The organism is Alkalihalobacillus trypoxylicola (assembly GCF_001590785.1).
Classification (GTDB): Bacteria; Bacillota; Bacilli; order Bacillales; family Bacillaceae_D; genus Alkalihalobacillus; species Alkalihalobacillus trypoxylicola.
Genome location: NZ_LTAO01000012.1, coordinates 680,516 through 706,289 on the forward strand (window position 1 = coordinate 680,516; position 25,774 = coordinate 706,289).

At 36.0% G+C, this 25,774-nt stretch carries 19 protein-coding genes; 14 read left to right on the top strand and 5 right to left on the bottom strand.

Features of this window, described 5'->3' with window-relative positions:
* Positions 1 to 8 precede the first annotated feature (8 nt).
* From AZF04_RS10380 to AZF04_RS10395, 4 genes are all read right to left on the bottom strand, one after another.
* The gene (locus AZF04_RS10380; RefSeq protein ID WP_061948628.1) at positions 9 to 2,999 is read right to left on the bottom strand and encodes a DEAD/DEAH box helicase; all 2,991 of its coding nucleotides are present in this window, start codon (positions 2,997 to 2,999) and stop codon (positions 9 to 11) included.
* The gene (locus tag AZF04_RS10385; protein WP_061948629.1) at positions 2,992 to 4,236 is read right to left on the bottom strand and encodes a hypothetical protein; all 1,245 of its coding nucleotides are present in this window, start codon (positions 4,234 to 4,236) and stop codon (positions 2,992 to 2,994) included. The genes AZF04_RS10380 and AZF04_RS10385 overlap by 8 nt, the downstream gene beginning before the upstream one ends.
* A gap of 336 nt (positions 4,237 to 4,572) precedes the next feature.
* Positions 4,573 to 5,184: a hypothetical protein gene (locus AZF04_RS10390; RefSeq protein ID WP_061948630.1), complete on the bottom strand. Its 612-nt coding sequence runs from the start codon at positions 5,182 to 5,184 to the stop codon at positions 4,573 to 4,575.
* A 208-nt stretch (positions 5,185 to 5,392) separates the two neighbouring features.
* Positions 5,393 to 5,863: a GNAT family N-acetyltransferase gene (locus AZF04_RS10395; protein ID WP_061948631.1), complete on the bottom strand. Its 471-nt coding sequence runs from the start codon at positions 5,861 to 5,863 to the stop codon at positions 5,393 to 5,395.
* Positions 5,864 to 6,182: 319 nt separating this feature from the next.
* On the opposite strand from AZF04_RS10395, the gene AZF04_RS10400 reads away from it, so the two are divergent.
* Positions 6,183 to 8,471, top strand: coding sequence for a glycoside hydrolase family 95 protein (locus tag AZF04_RS10400; protein WP_061948632.1), 2,289 nt, complete (start codon positions 6,183 to 6,185; stop codon positions 8,469 to 8,471).
* Positions 8,472 to 8,624: 153 nt separating this feature from the next.
* On the opposite strand, the gene AZF04_RS10405 is transcribed toward AZF04_RS10400, so the two are convergent.
* Complete coding sequence (locus AZF04_RS10405; protein WP_061948633.1) at positions 8,625 to 9,437, bottom strand: Cof-type HAD-IIB family hydrolase; 813 nt, start codon at positions 9,435 to 9,437, stop codon at positions 8,625 to 8,627.
* Positions 9,438 to 9,578: 141 nt separating this feature from the next.
* Here AZF04_RS10405 and ctaG point away from each other — a divergent pair, with 141 nt between their 5' ends.
* The 13 genes from ctaG to AZF04_RS10470 all read left to right on the top strand — a co-directional run bounded on the left by ctaG (position 9,579) and on the right by AZF04_RS10470 (position 25,772).
* Positions 9,579 to 10,502, top strand: coding sequence for a cytochrome c oxidase assembly factor CtaG (gene ctaG, locus AZF04_RS10410; protein ID WP_061948634.1), 924 nt, complete (start codon positions 9,579 to 9,581; stop codon positions 10,500 to 10,502).
* A 15-nt stretch (positions 10,503 to 10,517) separates the two neighbouring features.
* On the top strand, positions 10,518 to 11,111 hold the full coding sequence (locus tag AZF04_RS10415) for an SCO family protein (protein WP_061948635.1): 594 nt from the start codon (positions 10,518 to 10,520) through the stop codon (positions 11,109 to 11,111).
* Between the two features lie 379 nt (positions 11,112 to 11,490).
* Positions 11,491 to 12,528 (top strand): N-acetyl-gamma-glutamyl-phosphate reductase, encoded by a 1,038-nt coding sequence (argC, locus tag AZF04_RS10420; RefSeq protein ID WP_045480363.1) that lies wholly within the window; start codon positions 11,491 to 11,493, stop codon positions 12,526 to 12,528.
* A gap of 13 nt (positions 12,529 to 12,541) precedes the next feature.
* Positions 12,542 to 13,774, top strand: coding sequence for a bifunctional ornithine acetyltransferase/N-acetylglutamate synthase (gene argJ / locus AZF04_RS10425; protein WP_061948636.1), 1,233 nt, complete (start codon positions 12,542 to 12,544; stop codon positions 13,772 to 13,774).
* Between the two features lie 16 nt (positions 13,775 to 13,790).
* The gene (argB, locus tag AZF04_RS10430) at positions 13,791 to 14,585 is read left to right on the top strand and encodes an acetylglutamate kinase (protein ID WP_061948637.1); all 795 of its coding nucleotides are present in this window, start codon (positions 13,791 to 13,793) and stop codon (positions 14,583 to 14,585) included.
* 15 nt (positions 14,586 to 14,600) lie between these two features.
* Positions 14,601 to 15,773 carry an acetylornithine transaminase gene (locus tag AZF04_RS10435; protein ID WP_061948638.1) on the top strand — a complete coding sequence of 391 codons (1,173 nt, stop codon included), beginning with the start codon at positions 14,601 to 14,603 and terminating at the stop codon, positions 15,771 to 15,773.
* An 86-nt stretch (positions 15,774 to 15,859) separates the two neighbouring features.
* Positions 15,860 to 16,942 carry a carbamoyl phosphate synthase small subunit gene (locus tag AZF04_RS10440; protein WP_061948639.1) on the top strand — a complete coding sequence of 361 codons (1,083 nt, stop codon included), beginning with the start codon at positions 15,860 to 15,862 and terminating at the stop codon, positions 16,940 to 16,942.
* Positions 16,935 to 20,096 carry a carbamoyl phosphate synthase large subunit gene (locus AZF04_RS10445; RefSeq protein WP_061948640.1) on the top strand — a complete coding sequence of 1,054 codons (3,162 nt, stop codon included), beginning with the start codon at positions 16,935 to 16,937 and terminating at the stop codon, positions 20,094 to 20,096. The genes AZF04_RS10440 and AZF04_RS10445 overlap by 8 nt, the downstream gene beginning before the upstream one ends.
* 38 nt (positions 20,097 to 20,134) lie before the next feature.
* Complete coding sequence (gene argF, locus AZF04_RS10450; protein WP_061948641.1) at positions 20,135 to 21,076, top strand: ornithine carbamoyltransferase; 942 nt, start codon at positions 20,135 to 20,137, stop codon at positions 21,074 to 21,076.
* A gap of 261 nt (positions 21,077 to 21,337) precedes the next feature.
* A complete protein-coding gene (locus AZF04_RS10455; RefSeq protein ID WP_045480343.1) occupies positions 21,338 to 22,084 on the top strand; it encodes a hypothetical protein in 747 nt (248 codons plus the stop codon).
* An 80-nt stretch (positions 22,085 to 22,164) separates the two neighbouring features.
* Positions 22,165 to 23,064 (top strand): NAD-dependent epimerase/dehydratase family protein, encoded by a 900-nt coding sequence (locus AZF04_RS10460; protein WP_045480341.1) that lies wholly within the window; start codon positions 22,165 to 22,167, stop codon positions 23,062 to 23,064.
* A 539-nt stretch (positions 23,065 to 23,603) separates the two neighbouring features.
* A complete protein-coding gene (locus tag AZF04_RS10465) occupies positions 23,604 to 24,572 on the top strand; it encodes a sugar phosphate isomerase/epimerase family protein (RefSeq protein WP_061948642.1) in 969 nt (322 codons plus the stop codon).
* 33 nt (positions 24,573 to 24,605) lie between these two features.
* Positions 24,606 to 25,772, top strand: coding sequence for a Gfo/Idh/MocA family protein (locus tag AZF04_RS10470; RefSeq protein WP_061948643.1), 1,167 nt, complete (start codon positions 24,606 to 24,608; stop codon positions 25,770 to 25,772).
* The last annotated feature ends 2 nt before the right edge of the window (positions 25,773 to 25,774 follow it).

Sequence of the window (25,774 nt, forward strand, 5' to 3'; positions counted from 1 at the left end):
AACCTCCGTTAATTAGAGGATGCTGATAAATGAATGAGTGAGAAAATCTCGTCATCCGATAATTCTGTTACTCGTTGTTCAGAAATAGATAGAACTTGATCAGCTAATCCTTGTTTGATCGTAATCATTTGATGAATTTTCTCTTCTAGAGTTCCTTTTGCAATAAATTTATGCACCGTTACATTTGAGGTTTGTCCTATACGGAAAGCTCGATCGGTTGCTTGATTCTCCACAGCAGGATTCCACCAGCGATCATAGTGTATGACATGGGTCGCTGCAGTAAGGTTAAGACCAACTCCACCTGCTTTTAAGGAAAGAATAAAAGCAGGAATTTCCTCATTTTCCTGAAAAGTAGTAATCGCTTCCTGACGCTTAGAACGAGATAAGCTTCCGTGTAAAAATGGAATTTCCTTAGAGAAAATTTCATTCAAAGCCTCAGACATAATCATGCCCATTTCTTTATATTGAGTAAATATTAAAACTTTCTGATTCGTTTGGGCAATATTTTTGACTAGCTGAATGAATCGATCCCACTTTATAGAAGAATGATTTTGATAATCTCTATTCTTTAAATAATGGGCTGGATGATTACATATTTGCTTCAGTCGAGTTAAGCTTCTTAATATATAAGCTCTTCTTTGCATTGAATCAAATTCGGTTAATTGGTTCATTAATTCATCTACAACATTTTGATAAAGAGCAGCTTGCTCCATTGATAAAGGAACTTCATGAATTTTCTCCGATTTTTCTGGAAGACCTAATTGCAAATGTTCATCTGATTTTTTTCTTCTAAGAATAAATGGAAAGATTAGATGTTGAAGCTGTTTTAATCTTTTCTCATCTTTATCTCTTTCAATGGGTTGGATAAAATACTTTAAGAAATGTTGATGAGAACCTAAATATCCAGGAATTAAAACATCCATTATAGACCATAGCTCTCTTAGCTTGTTTTCTATAGGTGTTCCTGTAAGTGCTATCCGGTGTTTAGCTTTAATCGATTTCATCGTTCTTCTCTGCTTCGTTTCTATATTTTTAATATGTTGAGCTTCATCCATAATTAATCCATTCCATGGAATTTTTGCAAGGAAATGTTGATCTCTTACAGCCATTTGATAAGATGTGATGATTAAATCGAATCTATCGGCAGTGTCCATATCTAAACGAGATGATCCATGATGAATAAAAACCTTTAAGTTTGGTGCGAAAGCTTCGCATTCCTTCGCCCAGTTATGAATTAATGAAGTAGGACATATGAGCAGGAAGGGGTGATGTTTTAATTGTTCCTTATGGTTTTGCTCTAATACATGAAGAATATAGACAATCGTTTGTACAGACTTTCCTAACCCCATATCATCCGCTAGGCATCCACCTAACCCTGCTCTACGTAATTGATAAAGCCATGAAGCACCAAGGTGCTGATAGTCTCTTAACTCTCCTAGGAAGCCTTTTGGAAGACTAATGGATTGTGGAGATTGATGGTAAAGCTCCTGTAGAATATTTTTCATATTTCCATCCCAATCAATATGAAAATTAATATTATTTAACTCGTCAGGCACTTTAGTGGAATCCTCTGTCATTTTCCAAGTATCAAAATAGGTTTGCTTGCTACTCATTTCTAGATAATCCTTTAAACGATGAGCCATATTACGATTCCAAACGATCCACTGCCCATTTTTGTTGATAAAAGGTTGATTTTCTTGAAGGTATTGTCGAAATTCTTGTTCAGATATTTCGGTGTCACCTAAAGCAATTTTAAAAGAGAATTGTGCAATGCTCTGCCAATCTACAAAAGGTTCACTTCCTTGTCCCTGTTCATCATTCGACTGTAATAATAAATTGACCTTTACTGAACTAGGTTTTTTTAATGAACTTGGTACGATTAATGAAAATCCAAGTTCTTCTAACTTATGGTCAAATTCAGTATATAATCTATAGGCATCCTCTGTGGTTAAAGATATTTGAGAGCTGGCAATAGAGAGTTTATTTAAAAATGGGACTTCTCTTTTTAATTCAATAATGTCTTCCTTTAATTGAGGAATAGGATTGATTCTCCAAGGGTGTTCTCCAAGTGCTAGAGCGTCCATTTCGATGACGAGGTTTGGATTGTCTCTGTCAACCATACAAAGTGAAATGTGCCAATCGCCTTCTTCTTTCTCTGGTTCTTTTAATAGAAGACCAGAAGAGAATGGATTAAGATGGTGAATACCAATTTGAGATTGAAGCTTTTTGTTAGATATAGTAGAAGCCAGCTTTGAAGGGCGCTCCAAATTTTCAACGAGTGCTCTCCATTTTTTAGGGGTATTTTCTACCCATTTTTCATAAAGGCCTTGTACTTCAAGATCTTTTAATAGATGACGTATTGCTTCGTCCGTTAATTGGTGAATAATTTGCTTCACCAGCTTTGGATGAGTATCGGAGCTTGAGTCTGATGAATGTAATAAGCTCGTTGATTGTCTAAGTTGAATGCTGGCAGGAGGGAGTTCTTGTTCCCATTTACGAAAAGGGAACCCTGCAATTTGCCAACTTCCATCAGCACTTGGCTGAAATTGTCCAGCGAAAAGATAGTGTTGAATTTCTTCGAATAAGTCCAGCCAATATAATAAGTCTGGTGCTATTTGAAAAGCGGGTTCTTTTCTCCACAAGTGAAAAATATTCCAATAGTTCACCATTTCTTCTATGGAGAAGGCTACTCCAAAAATAGGGAAGGAATAGCTGCTTTTTTGTTCAGGTGCTTGATATATCGTGGTTTCACCCGCGAGAGATTGAAATCTTCTTTTAAAAAGAGGAACGTCAATAATCGCTTTTTCGGTTTCAATAAAGGTTCCATAAAAAGAATGCTCGTCCTGACGAAATAATAAGAGCTTCAATTCAAAAGGATCAACTAAAAACGGGTACTGAAAGTTGACTACTTGTTCAAATTTTGATTGAGGTTTTTGCTCTCCCCAAATAAATAGCTGATTCTCTATCCAGCCCCCATGTATAATGATCGTCTCATCCAATTTTTTTCAACTCCTCTATAAAAGCACGATACGTCTTATATTTCTGACGAAGCATGAAAAGATACCTTTGAAAATTTTCAATGCTTTTCGTTTGTTCATAAAGCTGTTTTAGTTCTTGAATGTAAACAACAGCTTGCTCATAATGAGCTCTCGTTTTTTTCTCAATAAGTCTCACCGCAAATTGATGGTAGATAGCCTTAGCATAATCAGGTCGTTTCTTTGATAGTAAATCAAGCAGCTTCACCTTGTCTTTTTGTAAACGAAAGGGCTCCTTTTCATAGGTCATAAAAAAATGCGCAGCTTCATCATAATGCTCGAAATCAATGAGAATTCGTGCATAGGTAATGAGCGCTTCTGAAAGGAATAAACGCTCTTTTAATTTCGGTAAAAGATAATGAGCAATTTCGTTCTTCTGTTGCTCTGACGCAAATTGCGTTAAGGCTTCAAACCTTGTAAAGTGTGGGGCTTGTAACCATCTATCCCATATTTCTTTTTGGTCAGTGGGGTTAGTAAAAATCCTCATATTCATTTCATCATGAAGAGTTTGTAGTGAACCATAATGAGCTTGCAGATTAAATAATGATTGAAACCATTTGTTCATAATCCTCCATTGATTCTGTTGCTTTAGAAGCTCAAAATGCGGGAGGAAGTCAACAGCCTGTAAATGGGTTAATGAACGTATTATGGTAAGAGCTTCGTCTGTTTGATTTTGATCCAGATAAATGTAGCTTAAGACAAGCCTTGTTTTTGGACCTAATTGAGCAACTGGTAACGACTGTTTCATTATTTGTTTATATATATATTCTTTTTCATTCGAAGTTAATAATAAATATAATGGTTTAAGTAGATAAGACCAAGGCGTATCATGCTGGTGGACTCGTTTCATAAAAAAATCCAAAGTTAAATCAATCACGCTCGTAGAGTCTTCTTTATTTTCTTTTAAATAAGTTAAAAGGGATTCTATAGAAGCCTCGTAAAAGTGGAGAAAGCGTCGTTCGTTTTCCTCATATCTACCACTTTCTATTGATAATTGAGATATTTCATCTAAAAAAATAAAAGAGGCTAGTAAATAATGGTTAGGAAACTTTTTGACAATCATAGAATCCGTTTCAGAGAGAATCATTTCTAATTGACCCTTTGTAAAATAACGAGAAGCAATCAATTTTCGATAGAGAGCAGAAACCTCTTTTTCTAAAGCTGAACGGATATGCTGTTGATCTAATAGATGTGAACTCATAAGAGTCCTCCCTTTTAAATGACATCCCTTTATTTTACCCTTTTCAGTAAGAGAAATAAAGGGCAAGCAAATAGTAAGTTATGTATATAGTAGAAAACAGCATGACGAACAGGTATCATCACGGTTAAATAGTGGATTGGATGGACAGCTTTGAAGGCAGCAGAATTTATAAGACCATCTAAAGAGAGGAAGTAAGGAAAGGAGCTTGTTTGTAAGGAAAAAGAGGATGTGCACATGTATAAATGACCATGAACAAAAATCCTCTGTACAATGGTCATTTATTTATCATTTTTATCATTTTGATAGCATGAAAATAATACTCTTGGGGTATTGATTTTAAGATGATTTAGATAATAAATGCTGAACTTGCTCTCGTTTACTTAACAATTTTTTTAACTTTTTTTTATGCTGCTCAATTAATAGAGACTCTTTATTGGTCATTGCTTCATATAGTTCCATAAGTACATAATCAATTTCTAAATTCATCATATTATAAATAGTTTGTGGTTCAAAAGCTTTACCATCATCGCGGTATTGGATCATAGAGCCATTACGATTCATCATTACTTGCTCACTCCCATCAATTTCAATCATAGATTCAATATCACCTGCTCGATATGATGTGATATACAGGGGTCCTTCCGTAACACGTTTGACAATTCCATTTCCTTTTTCTGCTTGTAATAAGTTTTCAAGTGAGGTTGCTAACACTTCATCATATATATGGAGGTTATCAACAGAAAGAGTGAGGAATTCTGGGTTGCGTACGAAGGGAAGTTCATGGATTCGTTCATCTAATTCAATCATTAAGTAAATCGTACTTGCATCATATCGCCAATAAAGTGAATATTTTTGACTCATCATTCGTTTGATGAATTGATGGAGTGCAGTTTTGGATAATTCAATATAGAGTTCAGCAAACTCAACTTCTATATAGGCTTCTTTCATATTCGCACACCCCTTATATTTACTAAATGCATCTTGTGTTTTCGGAAAAATAATGAAAATAGTTTTGCTTTATCATATGTTGAAAATTCAGAAAAAAGAAGCAAAAAGCCCATATCCTAGAAGAAATGGGCGTCACATTATTTTAAATTTGATATAAAAGTACTCAATGGAAAGAAATAAAAGGGATTTGTCTATGAATATTACAATCTTAGAATCTAAACCCATAACGTTTCGATACAATATCATAAAAGCCTAAAGAGTTATAAAGTGCTTTTGTCGCTTCATTATTAATTCCTGTTTCTAGCTCAATTCCTTTAATATTACGCTGTTCAGCCCAATAAATGACCTTTAATAGTATCTTCTTGGCAATTCCTTGATTACGATGATTTTTATGAACAAATAAGTCATTTAACCAAATATAATGACCACCCTTATCCAAACTAATAGCAACATTCAAAAAAGCAGCTCCAACTAACAGATGATCCTTTTCAGCTACAAAGATATGGGCATTTGAATGATTTTCCTGTGTTAATTGAATCGTAGCTAAAATTTGATTTCTAATCTCTGAAGCATAAGGTTCTTTTTGTGCAAGAGGACCCTCTTGTTCAAGAAGTAAGTCTGCTAGTCTTTCTATAAATTGTTGATCGGCATCTGATGTAACTCGATATACCTTTACCATGATATCCTCCTAATGATGAAACGCTCTATTAACGATAGCTTACCATAAAAATGAAAAAGGAGGAGAATGAAAATAATCGTTTCTGAAGAAGACGTATTTAGTTCTCATTAATAGTTAAGTAAACAAGGTATGTATTTTCAAAAAGATACAGTAAAAAAAAGCAGGATTATGTCAGAAGAATAGGGAAGTAAGGGGGGATGTTAAAAGAGAAAGGGGGAAAAGAAAGTTCAGTTATTAAGGTGGTTATATAAAGCAAGTGTTTTTAATTTTATAAAAGAAGAACTCTGTACAGTATTGAAGAGGAGATTGGGGGAAGTGGATGAGTCACTTATTATCGTATAAAAATGAGGCAAATGATTGGAATGAAGCTCTTCCTATAGGGAATGGTAGATTAGGTGGTATGATTTATGGAAAAGTAAAAAATGAGCAAATTCAACTAAATGAGGATAGCGTCTGGTATGGAGGTCCTAGAGACCGAAATAATCGAGATGCACTGAAATATCTTAGTGATGTACAGAATTTATTGAACGAAGGAAAGTTAAAAGAGGCGGAAGATTTAGCTTTATTATCTATGTCAGGAACGCCTTTTTCTCAAAGTCATTATGAGCCTCTGGGAGATTTATTTCTGCAATTTGAAGATCATCAACATATGTATTCGAATTATAAAAGGAAATTAGATTTAGAAAGTGGAATGGTTCATATTACATATGAAATGAATGGAATATGCTATGAGAGAGAAATCTTTGCTAGTTATCCCGATCAAGTAATGATCATCCGACTTCATGCTTCAAAAAGTAAATCACTTTCGTTTAAAGCCTTTCTTGATAGAGGAAAAGGCCGTAACTTTGATTATCTTGAGGCTGTAAATGAGCATCAAATTATGATGAGCGGAAGAACTGGTGGTGAAAAAGGAATTGCTTTTTGTAGTATTTTGCAAGCCGAGGCAAATAACGGTTCGGTTTCTACAGTGGGTAATCGCTTAGTTGTAAAAGAAGCAGATTCAGTTACATTAATGTTAACAGCGGCAACCACATTTCGTTATAATGAACCTTTAGAGCAATGTTTGAAAACGCTAACAAAAGCGGCGGGATATCATTATGAAGATAGAATGAAGAGGCACATAGATGATTATCAGTCACTGTATAATCGGATACAGTTTCATTTAGAAGATAAGGAAGCACTAAATGAGCCACTAGCAACCGATGAACGGCTTGAAAATGTGAAGGCAGGGAAAAGAGATTTAAGCTTGTTATCAACTTATTTTCATTTCGGTCGATACTTATTAATTTCTTCGAGTCGTCCTAATTCATTGCCGGCTACCTTACAAGGAATTTGGAATCAGCATATGTTGCCCCCATGGGATAGTAAATATACGATTAATATTAATACAGAAATGAATTATTGGCCTGCAGAAGCTTGTCAGTTAGGGGAATGTCATCAACCACTTTTTGATTTAATTGAAAGACTTAATCCAAATGGACAAATAACAGCTGAAAAAATGTATGGTTGCCGTGGGTTTGTTGCTCATCATAATACGGATATTTGGGCAGACTCTGCACCACAGGATATGTATATGCCAGCCACTATCTGGCCTTTAGGTGCAGCATGGTTATGTCTTCATATTTGGGAGCATTATGAGTATACTCTTGACTCAGAATTCTTGGAGAAATATTATTATCTATTAAAAGAAAGTAGTCTATTTTTTGTTGATTTTTTACAAGAAGATGAAAGTGGAAATCTTATTACTTCTCCATCGGTTTCACCAGAGAATACTTATATACTTCCAAATGGCGAAAAAGGTACGCTTTGTATAGGACCTTCGATGGACAGTCAAATTATTTATTCCTTATTTACAGCCGTTATAGAGGCTGGTGACGTGTTAAAAAATGATACCGCTTACCAAAAGGAGTTAATGGAGCTTAGAAGCAAATTACCTTCTCCTCAAATTGGAAAGCACGGACAAATTATGGAGTGGTTAGAGGATTATGAAGAGGCCGAGCCAGGGCATCGTCATATTTCTCAATTATTTGCTTTGCACCCAGGAAATCAAATTTCTCCTAGTCAAACTCCAGAGCTTGCTGAAGCAGCCAAGACAACCTTAGAAAGAAGGCTTCAGTTTGGTGGAGGTCATACAGGTTGGAGTAGAGCTTGGATTATTAATATGTGGGCAAGGCTTGAGGATGGAGAAAAGGCATCAGAGAATTTACAGCAATTATTAGCTCAATCTACATTACCAAATTTATTTGATAATCACCCCCCATTCCAAATCGACGGAAATTTCGGTGGCACAGCAGGAATAATAGAAATGCTCATTCAATCTCATTTAAATGAAATTCATTTGTTACCGGCTATTCCGAAAGAGTGGCATTCTGGATATGTCAAAGGATTACGTACAAAGGGAGGCTTTGAAATAGAGATGGAGTGGAAAGAGCATCGTCTGACCAAAGTCTTCATACATTCATTAAAAGGAAACACTTGTCATCTCCGCTATAAAAGTAAAATTCAGGTGCTCAACTCCAATAAGCCGATTGAAGTAAAAGTAAATTCAATTGAAACATTTGCATTTGAAACGGTTGAAAATGAAGTATATGAAGTGAAAATTCTATAGGTCATAAAAGTCGCCGCGTCTCGATTGAAAAGGTTGAGGAATATTCTCCTGTTATAATGAGCAGTGAGATATTCCTAAACTAAATATTAATCGATCAGACTGCGGCGTTTTTTGTATATATTGACTACTTCAATCATTAAGATGCATCTGGTTTTATTTTAAAGAAAGCTCGTCTTCTAAATAAAGGGCGAGGCCATCTTCTTCATTCGTTAACGTCACAGAATGAGCAATTGATTTTAGCTCTTTTATAGCATTAGCCATTGCAATTCCCTTTCCGGCATACTCAATCATCTCTAAATCATTATCTTCATCTCCAAAAGCAATGACTCTATCTCTAGGAATTTGATAATAATCGGCAATCCTTTTTAAGCCTGTAGCTTTATTTACTCCAGATTTAACTAGTTCTAATATATTCATTGGTGCTCCCCATGATCTTTGGTCGATAACCTCTGCATGAGCGCTACTTAATAGGTTTTTTAACTCCTCAGCATGATGATCAAACGGGTGGATAAGTATACAAGTCGGGTCTTGGTTGACAATGTCGATTAAATTTCCATATTCAACTGGACTTTGACCGGCAACAAAAGAATCAACTAATACTTGGTCAAAATGTCTCAAATAAAAATCGTCAATTACTTCGACCATAATGTTACTTACTTCAAATGCCTCGCACGTTTCAATAACGGTTTTGGCTATATCTAAATCAAGAGGAGAATGGACGGCTTGAAAGTTTTGATTTAGTGGATGATGAACAAAGGCACCGTTAAAATTGACGATCGGAGTATCAAGTTTCATTTGTTGATAATACTGAATACTAGCTCTATAAGGTCTACCTGTGGAAATGACAACGATATGTCCTTGTTGTTTTGCTTTTGCAATGACCTTGAGTGTTTTTTCTGATATGGTTTTATCATCTTTTAATAAGGTTCCGTCTAAGTCTAGAGCAATTAAATGTTGTTTTTTCATTCTTTTTTTCCTTCCTTGTTCATAAATAGGTAACAAAATCTTCTTTTTCTCTATAAATGTTAGGGTAGAGATTATGTTATAGTAATGAATGGAGATTTTACTCTCTTACTTATTCTCCAAAGCACATAGGAGGTTCATCTTATGGAATCATTGATGTCTAATTTTACATTTAGAGCACTATGGACACCAGAGCTAATCATTGGTTTAGTCATATTATCCTGTGTTTACTCGCTCTTAATAAATAGATGGAGAAAGCATTTTAAAAATGCAGAACCTGTTAAATTAAGGCAGAAACTTTATTTTGCTTTGTTTACTATTGCTCTTTACTTGGGTTGGGGGAGTCCACTTTATATAGCTGGTCACTTTATGATTACCTTACATATGACCCAAATGGTCTTCGCTTATTTTGTGGCTGTTCCATTATTTCTATTATCGATGCCAAAGTGGTTTTTGAAAGCTATCTTTGATAAATTGTCCAAGGTTCGGTATTCAAAAGCGCTATTATTTGTTTGGAATCCCATTACGGCTATTTTCCTATTCAATGGACTATTTTCATTTTACCATGTCCCATTTATGTTTGACACTTTGATGCAAGCACCAGCTCTTCATAGTCTTTTTCAATATGGATTATTTTTTTCATCTCTTTTAATGTGGTGGTTTATGATTCAACCATTACCAAGCTATGCTTATTTATCAGATTTACGAAGAATACTTTACATTTTTCTCAATGGACTAATGATTACACCAGCATGTGCTTTAATTATTTTTGCTCCTTCAGCTATGTATCAAACCTATACAGATCCAGCCATTTGGGGGAATGCGATGGCCTATTGTTTACCAGCAGGGTCGAGCCTACCCTATGAACTGTTTTCAGGTCCAAATTCTTTTTCCTTCCTTGAATCGAGAATGGACCAGCAGCTGGCAGGCGTATTAATGAAGATTATGCAAGAGATTATATATGGAATTACCATTGGTTATGTATTTAAACAATGGATTACAAAAGAAAAGCAACAAGATGGTGAGCTTACAATTAGTGATATTCCGCAAAAATTACGCACAGAATAAAGGAGTTCGTATAGAATGAAAAAGCTTATTTTTATAACGATGGTTTTATTCTTATCAGGCTGTGGCTGGATGTATGAGCTAGGAAGCTCAAGCTCAGAAGGTTATGAATTTGAAGGAAGCATGCCAGAATTTACATTCACGGATCATAACAATGAAGCATTTGGAACCGAGCAACTTGAAGGGCAGTATTATTTAGCCAATATGATCTTTACTTATTGTGCAACGGTATGTCCTACAATGACCCCCAATATGCAGAGACTACAGGAAACACTTGAAGGAGATGGAGTGGAACTTCAATTTGTTAGCTTTACAGTGGATCCTGTAAGAGATACGCCAGACCACTTAAAACAATACGGAAGCAATGTAGGTGCAAATCTTGAAACTTGGCACTTCTTGTCTGGATATGAAATCGAAGAATTGGCCGCTTTATCTAATGAAGCCTTCTCAGCGATTGTACAAGAAGATAAAGAGAATGACGATATTATTCATTCTACCCAATTTTACCTGATTAATAAAGAAGGGCAAGTTATAAGAAAGTACAGTGGATTGCAACCGAACCAAGAACCTATTATAGAGGATATTAAAAGAACGATTGAAAATGAAATGTAACCGAAAAGTTTGAACAGACGCTTTTGAGAATGATCTCAAGGGCGTCTTTTTTATGTATAAAAAGGGATACATCGTAAATGTTTAAAATGGATATTCATTCATTAAGTGCTAGAAATTCTGAATGCCATCCATAGAAAAAGTATCCTATAAGTCATCAAGATTGAACGAGAGAGAGATTACTATAAAAAAGAAAACAGCTAGATTTCTCAATTAAAATGCCCTTTTTTATTTCAATTTATTTAGATTCTCCTATTTGAAAAAAAATAGTTTTCAAATAAATTTAAAATAAAATAAAAATACAGTTGAATTTATTTTTATTCATATTTATAATGTTAGCAAGATAAAAAAAAGTTCGTGAACGGAAATGGAGAGGGATTAGATGAAGATAGGAATTGTTGGAGCAACAGGATATGGTGGTTCAGACTTACTTAGATTGCTTCATCAGCATCCAAAGGTAAGTGATATTACCCTTTATTCATCTTCGCAAGAGGGAGTGCATATTCATGAATCGTATCCACACTTAACGAATATTTATGAACAGGTCTTACAGCCAATTGATATAGATAAAATAAGTCAACAAGTAGAGACCGTATTTCTAGCTACTCCCCCAGGTGTATCGGCTGAAATTACAGAGCCATTAGCAAATAAGGGTCTTAAAGTGATTGATTTGTCTGGAGATTTAAGAATTACAGATAGAGGTGTTTACCAAAATTGGTATAAAAGAAAAGCAGCGAATCAATCGATTATTGATGAGGCTGTTTATGGCTTGAGTGAATGGAATAGAGAAAAGATTGCAAAAGCATCCATTATTGCAAACCCAGGCTGCTATCCAACTGCGACGTTACTTGCATTAGCTCCACTTGTAAAAAAGAGATTAATAGATTTAGATACAGTGATTATAGATGCAAAGTCAGGAACCTCAGGGGCTGGACGCTCTCCAAGTGAAATGACACATTACAGTGAAATGAATGAAAATTTCAAAGCTTATCAAATAAATCAGCACAAACATACTCCTGAAATTGAACAAGAACTAAGACAGTGGGATGATGACTTACCTTATGTTACCTTTCAACCTCACTTAGTACCAATGGTAAGAGGTATTATGACAACGATTTATGCAAAAGCAAAAGAGACAATGACAGAAGAATTTTTGAGAAATCTGTATAAAGATACATATGCCAACGATCATTTTGTCCGCTTAAGGCCAAACGGAATGTATCCTTCGACAAAAGAGGTTTTTGGAAGTAACTATTGTGACATCGGTATTACGATTGATGAACGAACACAACGAATAACCATCGTTTCAGTTATTGATAATGTTGTTAAAGGGGCATCAGGTCAAGCCATTCAAAACTTAAACATAATGAACGGCTGGAGTGAGCAAGAAGGGCTTGCTTTTACGCCAGTTTATCCATAGGGAGTGTAGAGTAGTGAGTACAGTAAAAATAGAGAAGCAAGTGCGCGAAATTGAAAATGGACACATTTTATCACCTGAAGGCTTTAAAGCCTCTGGAGTTTATACAGGTGTTAAGAGAAAAAGACTTGATTTAGGTGCAATTGTTTGTGAAGTACCAGCAGCAACAGCAGCTGTCTATACATTAAATAAAATCCAGGCAGCACCCTTACAGGTAACAAAGGAGAGTATTGCGAAGGAAGGCAAAATCAAAGCCTTAATTGTGAATAGTGGAAATGCCAATGCATGTACTGGAAAGCAAGGTCTACAAGATGCCTATGAAATGAGAAGTCTTGGAGCCAAAAAATTCGAATGTCCAGAGCATCTAGTAGCCGTTACATCAACTGGGGTCATTGGTGAATATTTGCAAATGGATAAAATTAGAGCAGGAATTGATTTACTTTCACCTAAGCAGTCATTTTTAGATGCTGAACAATTTAATGAAGCGATATTAACAACGGATACAACTAAAAAAATGGCTTGTTATGAAACAACTGTGGATGGAGTTAGTGTGAAGATAGGGGGAGTAGCAAAGGGCTCGGGAATGATTCATCCTAATATGGCAACTATGCTGTCTTTTGTTACGACAGATGCAAATATTGATTCGGCTCAGTTACAGAGTGCTTTATCCTCTATTACGAATAAAACCTTTAACCGAATTACGGTTGATGGTGATACATCTACAAATGATATGGCAGTAGTGATGGCTTCAGCTCTAGCAAAGCATGAGCCATTAACGCCAGAACATCCAGATTGGTCTGGATTTTATGAAGCTTTAGAATTAACATGTGAATCACTTTCCAAGCAAATTGCTAAGGATGGCGAAGGAGCTACAAAGCTTATAGAAGTGATTGTGGCTGGAGCTTTAGATGACCAAGAAGCAGGGATGGTCGCAAAACAAATAGTAGGTTCAGACCTCGTAAAGTCGGCTGTTTATGGAACGGATGCAAATTGGGGGAGAATTATTTGTGCGATTGGTTATAGCGGCTGTGAAATAAATCCTGATACCATTGATATTAGCTTAGGTTCAATAAATACGCTAAAGGAAAGCAGTCCTGTTTCATTTTCTGAGGAAGAAGCTACGACTTATTTAAAAAATGACGTCGTTCAAATATTTGTTGATTTACATGTTGGAAATGGGTTCGGAAAGGCTTGGGGTTGTGACTTAACCTATGACTATGTAAGAATCAATGCCGGTTATAGAACGTAATGGGGAGGAAAGCATCGTGAGTGAAGTAGTCGTCGTTAAATGTGGAGGCAGTACCATTTCTGAATTAACAGATACGTTCTTTGAAAGTATTATGTCATTAAAATTGGCAGGAAAGCAACCAATTATCGTTCATGGTGGTGGCCCTGCTATCAATGAAATGCTAACCCAGTTAAAAATAAAAACCACTTTTGTTGAGGGATTACGAAAAACAACTGATGCGGTTCTAGAAACAGCTGAAATGGTTCTGTGTGGGAAAATGAATAAACAATTAGTAAGAAGTCTTCAGGAGCAGGGTGCTGATTCTATTGGATTATCGGGAAGTGATGGTCGATTACTAGTGGTTAAAGCAATAGATGAAGAGAAGCTGGGATATGTAGGAGAGCCTGTGTATGTAAACAGTGTCTTAATTAACGAGCTTTTACAGAAGAGTTATATACCAGTTATTGCTCCAATAGGGATTGATGATAAAGGACAGCATTTTAATGTAAATGCAGATAGTGCAGCGGCAGCGATTGCTTCTGCCATGGATGCAGAAGAATTAGTATTTGTTACGGATGTAGATGGAATATTAAAAGATAATCAATTGCTAGATGTCGTCACTTCAGAAGAAATCGAACATTATATACAGGATGGAACGATATACGGTGGAATGATTCCGAAGGTGAAGGCAGCGATAAAAAGCTTAACAGGTCCACTAAATGCAGTTTGGATTATGAATGGTAAAGGCAGCTATTTAAGTCAGCCTAACTCTAAGCAATTATTGTACGGTACAAAAATTGTAAAAAAGCAAACAGTAACGAATATGCTATAGAAGGAAGGAATGTAAATGAGTTATTTATTTCCAACTTATGCTAAATGGGAAGTGAAAGCCGAAAGTGGTCACGGAGCCACACTAATAGATGACAATGGCAAAGAATATTTAGATTTTATTTCTGGAATTGCCGTATGTAATTTAGGACATAATCATCCAAAGGTAAATAAAGCAGTTCAGGAGCAATTAAACAAATTATGGCATACATCTAATTTGTTTCAAATAAAAGGGCAAGAGGAAGTAGCTGAACTTTTAGTCACACATAGCTGTGCTGATTATGTTTTCTTTAGTAATAGTGGTGCTGAAGCAAATGAAGCTGCCATTAAATTAGCTAGAAAAGCAACGAATAAGCACAAAATAATTACTTTGAAAAATTCATTTCATGGTCGAACATTTGCTACGATGACAGCAACAGGACAAGAAAAGATTCATAGTGGTTTTGGTCCTTTAGTTTCCAGCTTTGTTTATGCACCTATAAATGATATTCATGCACTAGAGTCTTTAATTGATAATGAAGTGGCTGCTATTATGATTGAAGTTGTTCAAGGAGAAGGTGGCGTTCAGCTTTTAAGTGCTTCTTATATCGAACAGCTAAAACAACTTTTAAATAAACATGATATTTTACTCATTGTCGATGAGATACAAACGGGTATCGGTAGAACAGGAAGACCTTTCGCCTATATGCATTATGATTTATCTCCCGACATTGTAACAGTTGCCAAAGGCTTAGGAAATGGCTTCCCAGTTGGAGCGATGCTAGGAAAAGCTAGCTTAAGAGATTACTTTACTGCAGGAGTTCACGGTTCAACCTTTGGTGGGAATCCATTGGCTATGTCGGCTGCCAAGGCGGTCTTAACGGAAGTTTTCCAAGAAAGCTTTTTAGAGGAAGTTCGTCAAAATTCAGAGGAGTTCTTAGAGAATTTAAGAAGTACGTTCAAAGAATGTTCGTTAGTTAAAGAAGTAAGAGGACTAGGATTCTTAATAGGGATTGAGTGCCAAATCCCTGTCGATAAAATTTTAAAAACGTGTCGAGATAAAGGATTATTAGTATTACAAGCAGGACCTAACGTAATCCGTATTTTACCTCCACTCATCGTAACGACGGAACAGCTAAATCAAGCAATAGATATATTGTCAGAAGTTATTCAGGAAGTATCTCAGGAAGAAAAAAGCTCAATAGAAGCGTAGAGAAATATACGTTTTAATTATTTATGTTTATGAATGCATAAAAATACACTGGATAGAATGAACATTCGTTGGACGGAGGTATGGAGATGGAAGGATATATTGTATTAGAAAATGGAGAAGTTTTTACTGGAGAAATGGTAGGGACTATAGAAGAGGACATACATGCGGAAATTGTTTTCTTTACAGGAATGACGGGCTATCAGGAAGTATTAAGCGATCCTTCCTTTAAAGGTCAGATGGTTATTTTCACCTATCCTCTTATAGGAAATTATGGAATAAACGAACATGATTTTGAAAGTCTTAAACCACAGGCATCGGCCTTAATCGTTCATGAGCTTTCAGAAAATGGCTATCATTATGAATGTAAACATTCACTGGAACTTGGTTGTGAGGAAGCTAATATTCCGTTAATTAAAAATGTAGATACTAGAGCGATAGTAAAAAGAATCCGTGAACAAGGTGATATGAGAGCCATACTGACAACGGACCCTTCAAAGGTTACCTTCGATCAATACGAGGTTCTCGAAAATGTTAATGTGGTTTCACAGGTTACATCAACTGAAATCACTGAATATGGTGAAGGTGATGAGCATGTCGTTCTAATCGATTTTGGTTATAAAAAATCAATGGTAGATATGCTTTTGAATAAGGGAATGAAAGTAACGGTTTTGCCTTACAAAATGGTGGACGATCATCTGGAAGCATTATCTCCCGACGGTATTTTATTATCAAATGGTCCAGGAAATCCTAAGCAATTAGAAAGTGAATTAAGCAGTATAAAAAAGCTAGCGAGCAAATATCCTACTCTAGGCATATGCTTAGGACATCAATTATTAGCATTGGCTTTTGGAGCTGACACTAAAAAACTTCGCTTTGGACACAGAGGAGCGAATCAGCCAGTTATTGATACGAGCACCAATCAAGTGTATATGACCTCACAAAATCATAGCTATGTTGTTAATGAAGATAGTTTAGCTAATACAGGGTTTAAACCTAGGTTTTATAACATAAATGATGGATCAATTGAAGGCTTAGAGCATGAAATTCATCCTATTCTAACCATTCAATTCCACCCTGAGGCTCATCCAGGGCCTAGTGATAGTGAAAGTATGTTCGATATGTTTGTTGAGATGCTGAAGTCAAAAGGGAGAGAGAAAGTATATGCCTAAACAAAGAGAGATTAATTCTGTACTAGTTATAGGTTCTGGACCAATAGTCATTGGTCAAGCGGCAGAATTTGATTATGCTGGTACACAGGCCTGTTTGGCGTTAAGAGAAGAAGGAGTAAAGGTTATTTTATTAAATAATAATCCTGCTACAGTTATGACAGATGAGTCTTGTGCAGATATCGTCTACTTTGAGCCTTTAACCGTTGAAAATGTAGAAAAAATTATCATCAAAGAGAAACCTGATGGAATTCTTGCTACACTAGGTGGACAGACAGGATTAAATTTAGCATTAGCCTTACATGACCAAGGAATTTTAAATAAGCACCAAATTGATTTATTAGGTACGCCTATTGATTCGATTAAAAAGGGCGAAGATAGAGAGTTATTTAGACAGCTAATGAATGATTTAAATGAGCCGGTTCCTGAGAGTGAAATTGTGACGACGGTTGATGCAGCTCTTGCATTTGCTAACAAAACGGGTTATCCGATTATTGTGCGACCTGCTTATACTTTAGGTGGTGCTGGTGGAGGTATTGCCGAGAATGAAAAGGAGTTACAATCCATTATTCGTGGTGGGTTAGAGCTTAGTCCAATCAATCAATGCTTGATTGAGAAAAGCATTGCAGGTTTTAAAGAAATCGAATACGAAGTGATGAGAGATAGTAATGATACATGTATTACTGTGTGTAATATGGAAAACATTGACCCAGTTGGTGTACATACTGGAGATTCTATCGTCGTCGCACCTTCACAAACACTGACAGATGTTGAATATCAAATGCTTCGATCGGTTTCAATTAAAATTATTCGAGCGCTAGGAATTGTTGGTGGATGTAATATACAATTTGCCTTGGATCCGAACAGTAAGCAATACTATTTAATTGAGGTGAACCCAAGAGTTAGCCGTTCCTCAGCCTTAGCTTCAAAAGCTACTGGCTATCCAATTGCAAGAATGGCTGCCAAGCTTAGTTTAGGTTACCATTTACATGAATTACTAAATCCAGTAACAGGCCATACGTATGCGAGTTTTGAGCCTGCGTTAGATTATGTAATTGTCAAATTTCCCCGTTGGCCATTTGACAAATTCGTCCATGCTGATCGCTCATTAGGCACGCAAATGAAGGCGACAGGTGAGGTAATGGCCATTGAACGAAATTTAGAAGCTGCTTTACAAAAAGCTGTTCGTTCATTAGGAATTAAAACAGAAGGCCTTTCACTTAAGCAATTAGAATTATGGTCAATAGATGAGTTATGGTCAATCGTAAAGAAAGCCGAGGATCGTCGTTTCTTTGCAATGTTAGAGCTTTTAAGAAGAGGTATAACGGTTAAAGAGCTTCATGAAGCGACTCAAATTAATTATTTCTTTTTAAATGCTTATGAACGTTTAATAAAACTGGAGAAAGAAATTGAACAGCAATCTTTCTCCGATTTAAACAAAAACGTTTTACAGAGATTTAAAAGATATGGATTTTCTGACCAGTGGTTAGCTCAAAAGTGGAAGATAGATTTACAGGAAATAAGAAGTAAGAGGAAGGAATTGAATATTCATCCTTCTTATAAAATGGTGGACACGTGTGCAGGTGAATTTACAGCATCAACAGCTTATTTTTACTCAAGTTGGACGGGAGAAAATGATGTTGTTCCATCTGAGAACAGTAAAAAAGTTTTAATTATAGGTTCTGGACCTATTAGAATTGGTCAAGGTATCGAGTTTGATTATTGTTCGGTTCATGGTGCTCATAGTCTTCATCAATTAGGCTATGAGGCTATCATCATGAATAATAATCCTGAAACGGTTAGTACCGATTATGCGACTGCCGATCGATTATACTTTGAACCATTAACCGTTGAAGATGTTCTAGATGTGGTTGAATTAGAAAAGGTAGAGGGTGTTATTGTTCAGCTTGGTGGTCAAACGGCTATCTCTTTAGTAGAAGGCTTAGAACAGGCTGGAGTTACATTATTTGGAACAAATCTTTCTTGTATCGATATGCTCGAGGATAGAGGTTTATTTTACCAATTTATGCAAAAGGTAGACGTACCACATATTCCAGGTGTCATTGCAAATAACGAGGAAGAAGCGATTAAAGAAGCAAAGAACATAGGGTATCCAATTTTAATACGTCCTTCTTATGTCATTGGCGGTCAAGGGATGATGATTTTTACGAATCAAGAGGAACTTGAACGTTATTATCAGGATAAGAAAAATGACACGTCTTTCCCTGTTCTGATTGATGCCTACTACCCAGGTATTGAACTTGAAGTCGATGTTTTAACGGATGGAAAAGCTATTCATATTGCAGGAATGTTTGAACACGTAGAAAAAGCAGGGGTTCATTCAGGTGACAGCATGGCTGTGACTCCACCTTTCTCGGTTAGTGATGAAGTGAAAGCAACGATCCTTCAATATTCAGAAAAGATCGCTCAAGGAATGGATTTTAAAGGGATTTTTAATATCCAATTTGTCTATTATGAAAATGAAGTTTATGTGATTGAGATAAACCCTAGAGCATCTAGAACGGTTCCAATACTAAGTAAAGTCTATGACCAGCCCTTTATACATCAAACGGTCCAATTATTATTAGGTCAATCATTAAAAGAGATTGGTGTTAAGGAAAAAATCGTTGATTCACCTTCCTTTTATACGGTTAAGGCACCTATCTTCTCTCATCAAAAGCTTTCAGGACTAGATCCGCTTTTAGAAGCTGAAATGAAATCTACGGGTGAACTTATCAGTATAAGTAATCATATTGATGAAGCTTTTCATAAAGCCTTTGCTTGGTCACAAGGACAAATCCCAGCTTTCTTTAGGGAGAAAGGTTCGATTTTTGTTGAGGCAGATCCAAGCTATAGTTGGAAAGAGAGCTCTTACGCTAAAGCGTTAGAGAAGTTAGGCTTTACTTTCACATATGAGCATTTCTCAGATTGGTTAAAAAGAGATGATTGTATTGCCCTAATTTCACTACCAAAGCCTGGCTTTAAAACAGGCGAAATGAACAGAAAAGAAGCATTAAGACAAAGAATAACGGTCATTACCGAATTAACTACCTTAGAAGCTATGCTTCAGGGTGCTGAGTTAAACGGCGATATTCCTTGCACATCATTACAAGAGTGGTTAAAAAAAGGGAAGGAGCCAGCTATATCATCTATTTAAGAAAAAGGCTGGCTTTTTTAAATAAAGGAGTAGGAGAAATGAAGCAAGATACACTATTAAATAGAGATTTTTTGACTTTATTCGATTATAGCCCTCAAGAAATTGAGCAGTTACTTGAATTAGCTATCGATTTGAAAGAAAAATTAAAAAATGGTCAACCAACACCTATTTTAGCTGGTAAATCATTAGGAATGATTTTTGAAAATTCTTCTACAAGAACTAGAGTCTCATTTGAAGTAGGGATGACCCAGCTAGGTGGACATGCTTTATTTTTAAGTCCAAAGGACCTGCAAATCGGAAGAGGAGAATTAATAAAGGATACAGCCCAAGTATTATCCAGATATGTCGACGCGATTATGATTCGAAAAAATTCTCATGAGCAAGTAGTAGAATTCGCACAGCATTCTAGCGTTCCTGTTATCAATGCTTTAACGGATATGTACCACCCTTGTCAAGCTTTGGCTGACTTATTGACCATTTTAGAGCATAAGAAAAAGTTAAAGGGTCTAAAGCTAGTTTATATCGGTGATGGCAATAATGTTGCCCATTCTTTATTAGTCGCTGGAGCAAAAATGGGCATGGACGTTCAAGTCTGTTCACCTGAAGGTTACCAAGTAAATGCTAATGTTTTAGAGCAAGCCAAAAAAGTGGCAGAAGAAACGGGTGGGAATGTATCTGCTTCTTCGGACCCTAAAGAAGCTGTTAAAGACGCGGATATTATTTACACGGATGTTTGGGCAAGTATGGGATATGAGCAAGAGCAACAAAAGCGAGAAGATGCTTTTTCTGATTTTCAGGTGAATGAAGAGCTAGTGAGCCTTGCGAAGTCTGATTACATTTTTCTACATTGTTTACCTGCACATCGTGGTGAGGAAGTAGCTGCAAATGTTATAGATGGTACGCAATCGGTCATCTATGATCAGGCTGAAAATAGGTTGCATGCTCAAAAAGCTATTCTTGCATCGATTGTCAAAAGCTAAATACTTGTTATACGATGATATAGTAGTCCCTTATCTAAAAATAGTTTTTTTAGATAAGGGTTTTTCAATTTGTAAAAGGTATTTTCATGAAAATGTCTAATAAATCATATAAATATCCAAACCGTTAAATTCAGAAGCTATCTCCTTAAAGTAGATTCTTGTTTATTTTTGACCGTAGTTGTTTCCGAATGATTGATGGTTGCATACGGTAATATAAGGATGAACAAGATTAGGAGAAGAATATGATAAAGAGGCGAGGACATGAGTACTTTTGCACACTATTTTTATTTAGAAGATCAAGCTAATGTTGTTTATTTGCCTTATCGTCCTAATGGCTTCGCAATCATCTTGCTTTCAGAAAATGAGCGTCCTGTGGAGAAGGATTCGAGTATTTGGCAGCAACATCCCGAGCGTCAGGCTTTTTTGAACTCTTTAATAGAAGAAGGATATACGGTAATAACCTCACAATTATTTGGGAAGCATTGGGGTAGTAAAAAAGCGGTTCAGTATTTAGAAAAGATTCATCATCAACTTATAAAAAAGCAAATATTAAATCAAAAATTTCATTTGTTTGCCGAAGGGATGGGAGCGTTAGTCGCCCTGAAATTAATGGAGCATAAAAAGAACTTCATTCGGTCTGTATTCCTTTTAAATCCTTGTATTTATGTAGATAAAGTATATGTACAAGAAAAAAGCAATAAATTGTTTTATAAAAGGTTTGTACAGGAGTTTGCGATGGCTCATGATTTAAAAGAAAGTCAAGTTACAGAAGAAGCGTGTAAAAAGGTCATTGATTTTGGTGAAATTAAACCATTGCCACCCATACAAATCTATCAATTAATGACAGAAAAAAAGTATCCAATGGAAGTTCATAGTCGACCTTTTGAAAAGGCGTGTCATCAACAAAATGAAAACATGAATTTGTCATTATACGGGCTTGGAAAAAGCTTTTCATCCTTTTTGCAGCCAGTGTGTACGTTTTATAAAAAAAATGAAAAAAAGCTATAAAACCCTCTCTTCTCTAATTAGGAGGAGGGGGTGTGCTAGATAGATTCAGGAAATGAATGGATATGATTAGGAGGATAGACATGCAAAAGGTTGTTGTAACAGGAGCGATGGGATTTATAGGCTATCACCTATGCCAACGTTTAGTCCAATCAGGATATGAGGTAGTAGGAATTGATGAAGTCCCAAAAGATAGAGAACGAGAGATTGAAGAAATGAGAATGCGTTTAGGCCGTAACGCTTTATTTCATTTAATTAAAGAAAAAATAGAGAATGTCGATTTGCAAGAAGTTTTAGCTGATGCTGATGTGGTGTTTCATTTAGCTGCCTCGACAAAGTTTGATAGTAAATGGCCAAGGTTACAAGAAGTCATTGCCAATAATGTATTTTTAACGAAACAACTTTTAATGAATTGCTCAGAGAAAACGCGGTTTATATACCCATCTACTGTTCAGGTTTATGGCGAAAGACCTGGACTTATTACGGAGAAAACGCCAACAAACCCCACTTCTGCCTATGGGATTACGAAGTTGGCAAGTGAAACTATTATAAAGAAAATAGGTAAAGAAAAAGGAATTGATTTCTTAATTTATCGATTGCCAACCGTTTATGGTCCGTTTCAGCGTGAGGATATGACCTATCAGCAATTGTTAAATCAAGTAGACCAGCCTAGTATTGACCGGTCATTAATAGATGTCCTATTTATTGATGATTTAATAGAGGCATTGATGTTAGCCATTCAAACTCCACATGTAAAAGAGATTTTCCATATAGCGACTGGAAAACGGGACGAATGGTATGCTGGTATTCAATTATTAACCGATGAGCCTGATAAATTGAGAGAGCGCTCTATTGTATCGACCTTATCGATTGAAAAAGCGAAGACGTTACTTCAGTTCGAAGCCAAAACAACGATTGAAGAAGGACTTGAAATACAGAAGCAGCATCATCAAAAATGGCAAGCCCAAAAAGGACAATCATAAAATTACTCTGTTTATAAAGTTCTTAATATAGCAAAATATAAAATAAGCAACGAATAGGACTTTCCTTACTTTGATTAGAAGGAAGGTCCTTTTACATTTGATGATTTTCTATGAAATAGATGAGCGATTGGGGGCTCATTATTACTTAAACGTCATTTTTTGATAATAGAGTCCATTTCATCATTGCTTTATAAGTAAACGATTCCAAACCATTATTATAAAATGTCTTGAATGTTTGCGAATTCACTCGTTATTGTAATGGTAGGTAGTGGCTCCCAAAGGATGAGCGCCGTTTGAAGATCCACTCTGACGAAAAGCTTTTGGGAAAGCATCTACCTAAAGTGAAAATCAAAAACTTAATCTTTCGGTTTTTATTAAAAGATAGGAAGGATGAAATTCATTCGATCTTATAAATAAAAAGGTGAAACCTCTTGACAAAATAATCAGAAAGTTAGAAAATGTACGCGTGTACATCTTTTTGCTTAAGCGAAAGTTTTAAATGTTATTTAAATCACAAAAGCTAAAGGAGAGTGTAGAAGATGAAGTTAGGTGTATTTACTGTTTTATTTTCTGACAAGAAATTTGAAGAGATGTTGGATTATGTAAAGGAATCTGGGTTGGATTCTGTTGAGATTGGAACAGGGGGTTATCCAGGGGATGCACATTGTAAACTAGATGAATTACTAGAAAGCAAAGAAAAAAGAGAATCCTTTTTGAATGCGGTTACATCTAGAGGCTTGAACATAAGCTCATTAAGCTGTCATGGTAATCCGCTTTCCCCTGACAAAGCTTTTGCCGAGGATTGTCATCAAGCTTTTGTGAAGTCTATTAAGCTAGCCAATTTATTAAATATTCCAGTTGTTAATACGTTCAGTGGAACACCTGGAGCATCTGAAAATGATCAATACCCCAATTGGCCAGTAGCACCTTGGCCAAATGATTTTCAAGATATCTTAAAATGGCAATGGGAAGAGAAATTAATTCCATATTGGAAGGAAATGGCTCAATTAGCAGATGAAAATGGAGTGAAAATCGGTCTAGAACTTCATGGGGGCTTTTTAGTACACACGCCTTATACATTATTGAAATTACGCGAAGCGACCTCTGATGCAATTGGAGCAAATCTAGACCCTAGTCATCTTTGGTGGCAAGGAATTGACCCAGTTGGTGCTATTAAAATTTTAGGAAAAGCAAATGCAATTCATCATTTCCATGCTAAAGATACCTTTATTGATCAAGATAACGTAAATATGTATGGCTTAACAGACATGCAATCATACGGAAACATACAAACAAGGTCCTGGAATTTCCGTTCCGTAGGATTAGGCCATAGTATGCAAGAATGGGCAAATATTATGAGTGCGCTTCGAACTTTTGGTTACGATTATGTAGTTAGTATTGAGCATGAAGATCCAATCATGTCCATTGAAGAGGGATTTGCTACAGCTGTGCGCAACCTACAAACCGTACTTTATCGAGAGCAACCAAATGATATGTGGTGGGTGTAATGATTCTTTTAAATGAAGGAAGGGGAATGTAAAATGAGCAATCAAATTAATATTGGAATGATCGGCTATAAATTTATGGGAAAGGCGCATAGTCTCGCTTATCGTAATATGCCTTTCTATTTTAAAACTGGAAAAACGCCTGTTTTAAAAACGCTATGTGGAAGAAATGAACAAGAAGTAAAGCAAGCTGCGACCAACTGGGGCTTTCAACAAACTGAAACGGATTGGAAGAAAGTAATTGAGGACCCAGAGATTGATTTAATAGATATTGTCACTCCAAACCATCTACATGCTGAAATGGCGATTGCTGCTTTGGAAGCAGGAAAACATGTCATTTGTGAAAAACCACTTGCTTTAAACTTGGAGCAGGCTATAAAAATGGAAGAGGTAGCAAGGAAATCTGGAAAAATTGCGATGATTTGTCATAATTATCGATTTGCACCAGCCGTACAATATGCGAAAAAGCTAATAGATGAAGGGAAATTAGGGAAGATACGACAAGTTCGAGCCACTTATTTGCAAGATTGGCTAATGGACCCGGAATTTCCTCTTACATGGCGTCTAGATAAAGAGGTTACGGGTACAGGTGCCTTAGGGGACATTGGAGCTCATAGTATCGATTTAGCTAGATTCTTAATTGGTGAGATAACGGATGTTGTTTCCTTGCTTGAAACATTTATTAAAGAACGTCCAACAGGAGATATGGTTCAAGGACTCAGTGCCAAGAAAAATCAAAATACTGAAATGGGTCAAGTCACGGTCGATGATGCAGCATTATTTCTTGCAAAATTCGAAAATGGAGCGATTGGTACTTTTGAATCCTCACGCTTTGCTGGAGGAAATAAAAATGGAAATCGTTTTGAAATTAATGGAGAAAAAGGCTCTATAAAGTGGGATTTAGAAAATATGAATTTACTAGAGGTCTACTTTGAAGGAGATGAAGAAGGATTAAAGGGCTTTAGAACAATAAACTGTACGGAAGAAATTCATCCTTATGCTTCCGCCTATTGGCCATCGGGTCACATTATAGGATATGAGCATACATTTATTAATTTAGTAAAGGATTTATTTGATGGTATAGATAATCAAACACAGCCAAAACCAGACTTTATAGATGGACTTCGAAATCAAGAGGTCTTACATGCAGTTGAGCAATCTTCTCTTGAAAATAGCTGGAAATCGATTGATACCGTTCGATAGCA

What these genes read in the sequence shown, in the direction of transcription:
- ctaG (WP_061948634.1), top strand. Translation starts at nt 9,579, where the DNA reads ATGGAATCATTGATGTCTAATTTTACATTTAGAGCACTATGGACACCA.
- AZF04_RS10395 (WP_061948631.1), bottom strand. Translation starts at nt 5,863, where the DNA reads ATGGTAAAGGTATATCGAGTTACATCAGATGCCGATCAACAATTTATA.
- AZF04_RS10435 (WP_061948638.1), top strand. Translation starts at nt 14,601, where the DNA reads ATGAGTTATTTATTTCCAACTTATGCTAAATGGGAAGTGAAAGCCGAA.
- AZF04_RS10460 (WP_045480341.1), top strand. Translation starts at nt 22,165, where the DNA reads ATGCAAAAGGTTGTTGTAACAGGAGCGATGGGATTTATAGGCTATCAC.
- AZF04_RS10415 (WP_061948635.1), top strand. Translation starts at nt 10,518, where the DNA reads ATGAAAAAGCTTATTTTTATAACGATGGTTTTATTCTTATCAGGCTGT.
- AZF04_RS10470 (WP_061948643.1), top strand. Translation starts at nt 24,606, where the DNA reads ATGAGCAATCAAATTAATATTGGAATGATCGGCTATAAATTTATGGGA.
- argC (WP_045480363.1), top strand. Translation starts at nt 11,491, where the DNA reads ATGAAGATAGGAATTGTTGGAGCAACAGGATATGGTGGTTCAGACTTA.
- AZF04_RS10400 (WP_061948632.1), top strand. Translation starts at nt 6,183, where the DNA reads ATGAGTCACTTATTATCGTATAAAAATGAGGCAAATGATTGGAATGAA.
- AZF04_RS10385 (WP_061948629.1), bottom strand. Translation starts at nt 4,236, where the DNA reads ATGAGTTCACATCTATTAGATCAACAGCATATCCGTTCAGCTTTAGAA.
- AZF04_RS10465 (WP_061948642.1), top strand. Translation starts at nt 23,604, where the DNA reads ATGAAGTTAGGTGTATTTACTGTTTTATTTTCTGACAAGAAATTTGAA.
- AZF04_RS10405 (WP_061948633.1), bottom strand. Translation starts at nt 9,437, where the DNA reads ATGAAAAAACAACATTTAATTGCTCTAGACTTAGACGGAACCTTATTA.
- AZF04_RS10455 (WP_045480343.1), top strand. Translation starts at nt 21,338, where the DNA reads ATGAGTACTTTTGCACACTATTTTTATTTAGAAGATCAAGCTAATGTT.
- AZF04_RS10445 (WP_061948640.1), top strand. Translation starts at nt 16,935, where the DNA reads ATGCCTAAACAAAGAGAGATTAATTCTGTACTAGTTATAGGTTCTGGA.
- AZF04_RS10440 (WP_061948639.1), top strand. Translation starts at nt 15,860, where the DNA reads ATGGAAGGATATATTGTATTAGAAAATGGAGAAGTTTTTACTGGAGAA.
- AZF04_RS10390 (WP_061948630.1), bottom strand. Translation starts at nt 5,184, where the DNA reads ATGAAAGAAGCCTATATAGAAGTTGAGTTTGCTGAACTCTATATTGAA.
- argF (WP_061948641.1), top strand. Translation starts at nt 20,135, where the DNA reads ATGAAGCAAGATACACTATTAAATAGAGATTTTTTGACTTTATTCGAT.